Origin of the sequence: Helicobacter cinaedi CCUG 18818 = ATCC BAA-847 (genome assembly GCF_000155475.1) — a bacterium.
Lineage (GTDB): Bacteria > Campylobacterota > Campylobacteria > Campylobacterales > Helicobacteraceae > Helicobacter_C > Helicobacter_C cinaedi.
In genome coordinates, this window is record NZ_DS990410.1 from 1 (window position 1) to 2,003 (window position 2,003).

3 protein-coding genes and 1 pseudogene are annotated in these 2,003 nt (G+C 30.1%); all 4 read left to right on the forward strand.

Features of this window, described 5'->3' with window-relative positions; all coding sequences use genetic code 11:
• A partial coding sequence (locus HCCG_RS12355; RefSeq protein ID WP_050754595.1) for a hypothetical protein occupies nucleotides 1-477 on the forward strand: 477 nt, incomplete at its 5' end.
• Nucleotides 474-908 (forward strand): hypothetical protein, encoded by a 435-nt coding sequence (locus tag HCCG_RS11285; protein ID WP_002957678.1) that lies wholly within the window; start codon nucleotides 474-476, stop codon nucleotides 906-908. The genes HCCG_RS12355 and HCCG_RS11285, both read left to right, overlap by 4 nt.
• Nucleotides 905-1,543, forward strand: a complete 639-nt coding sequence (locus HCCG_RS11290; RefSeq protein ID WP_002957679.1) for a hypothetical protein — start codon at nucleotides 905-907, stop codon at nucleotides 1,541-1,543. The genes HCCG_RS11285 and HCCG_RS11290 overlap by 4 nt, the downstream gene beginning before the upstream one ends.
• Nucleotides 1,540-2,003: pseudogene (locus tag HCCG_RS11295) on the forward strand (hypothetical protein); the annotation flags it as partial. The gene HCCG_RS11290 and the pseudogene HCCG_RS11295, both read left to right, overlap by 4 nt.

Genomic DNA, 2,003 nt, shown 5'->3' on the forward strand with positions numbered 1-2,003 from the left:
GCAATTAGAGATGAGATAATAGCATTAGAAAAACAAGAACTTATAGAAAGAAAAAAAGTAAGCCTTGATGACCCAAACTTTGTTAAAAAAATGGTAGCTTTAGAGGAAAAATATTCGATTCTCTCCAATGGTTGCAAATATTATCTCAAAGGACCATCAAAACAAGAACTCAAAGAAAATGATTGGAGTCTCTACTACCAAAAAGTTAAAGAATATATGGGGGAGGAAATATTTGAAAAGCTAAAGAAAGGTTTAGCTATAACAAGCTATTATATTGATAAGAATGGTAAAGTAATCCCTATAACAATGCTTACTTATATCTCTACTACCATAACCACTTATGGTCTCTATGGTGATGAGGGAGCAGGATTTAGATTTACAGAAACAAGGAAAACAGGTATGGGTGGAGATAATATCTTTTACTTAGAAAATGGTAGATTTATAAAAAGTAATGAAAAAAGAAAGGATATGAAATGACTCCTAAAGACTTCATAGAGCAATTCAAAGATTATGCAGATGTAGCTGATGCTAGTTATGCAATGTTGCATTATATTGATAATAATGAAGTATTTGACCCAAGAGATGATGAGTTTAGGGCTAAAATCCCCGCATTTAAACCAATAGAAAGATGGATATATGCAGATGGAATAAAATTAGGATATGAGATACAAGACAAGCATTTAAAAGATGAGAGAATTAAAAATTTTATAGAGAAAAACAAAAGAGAGTTAAGACAACCCACTGCTTATGCTTTAGCCATAGAGGCTAGATTTAGTCAAAATATAGAAATAAAAACGCCCAAATATAATAATCCTAGCAAACTAGAATTAAAGCTAATAAATAATACAATACAGAATCTTATTTATAGAAATAAAAAAGATTCAAAAACTAAAAGGATAACTCTATGAAATACTTTATCTTAATTTTTATTAGTCTTATAACTTTAGTCATTATTACTTCTTGTGGGCTTATCCATACAACTAAAGGAGCTCCTACAAAAGAACAAAAAGAATTAATGGAAAAATATGGAGGAATCTATGTCTTTGATAAAAAACTAAGAGATGAGATAATACAGAGGGAAAAGGAAAGGGAGGAATACAGAGGAAAATATTTAGGGGAATATATACAAGTAGGGAATGAAACACATTTTGTGGATTTTACATACCTCAATAATAAATTCCCCCAAATCCTCTCCAATGGCTATAAATATAGTGATGGACTTGGATACTATGAAAAAGAGTATGAGCCCTACTACCAAAAAATCAAAGAATATATGGGGGAGGAAATATTTAAAGAATTAAAACCTGATATAATCTTAACAAGTTTTTATAGGATTAAAGAAAAGGACAAAGAGAAACATATACCCATTACTTTTCTTGTAGAATTTACTTGGACTATAACTACTTATGGTCTCTATGGTGATGAGGGAGCAGGATTTAGATTTACAGAAACAAGGAAAACAGGTATGGGTGGAGATAATATCTTTTACCTAGAAAATGGTAAATTTATAAAAAGTAATGAAAAAAGAAAGGATATGAAATGACTCCTAAAGACTTTATAGAGCAATTAAAGGACTATGCGGATATAGCTGATGCTTCTTATGCAATGTTGCATTATATTGATAATAATGAAGTATTTGACCCAAGAGATGATGAGTTTAGAGCTAAAATCCCCGCATTTAAACCAATAGAAAGATGGATATATGCAGATGGAATAAAATTAGGTTATGAGATACAAGACAAGCATTTAAAAGATGAGAGAATTAAAAATTTTATAGAGAAAAACAAAAGAGAGTTAAGACAACCCACTGCTTATGCTTTAGCCATAGAGGCTAGATTTAGTCAAAATATAGAAATAAAAACGCCCAAATATGATAATCCCAGCGAATTAGAGCCAACATTGATTGACAATAGAATCCAAAACCTTATTTATAGAGATAAAAAGAGTGATAAACAAAAAATTGAAGTTTCAGTTAATAAAGAAAGAGCCATACAAGATAAAAA

What these genes read in the sequence shown, in the direction of transcription:
- HCCG_RS11285 (WP_002957678.1), top strand. Translation starts at nt 474, where the DNA reads ATGACTCCTAAAGACTTCATAGAGCAATTCAAAGATTATGCAGATGTA.
- HCCG_RS11290 (WP_002957679.1), top strand. Translation starts at nt 905, where the DNA reads ATGAAATACTTTATCTTAATTTTTATTAGTCTTATAACTTTAGTCATT.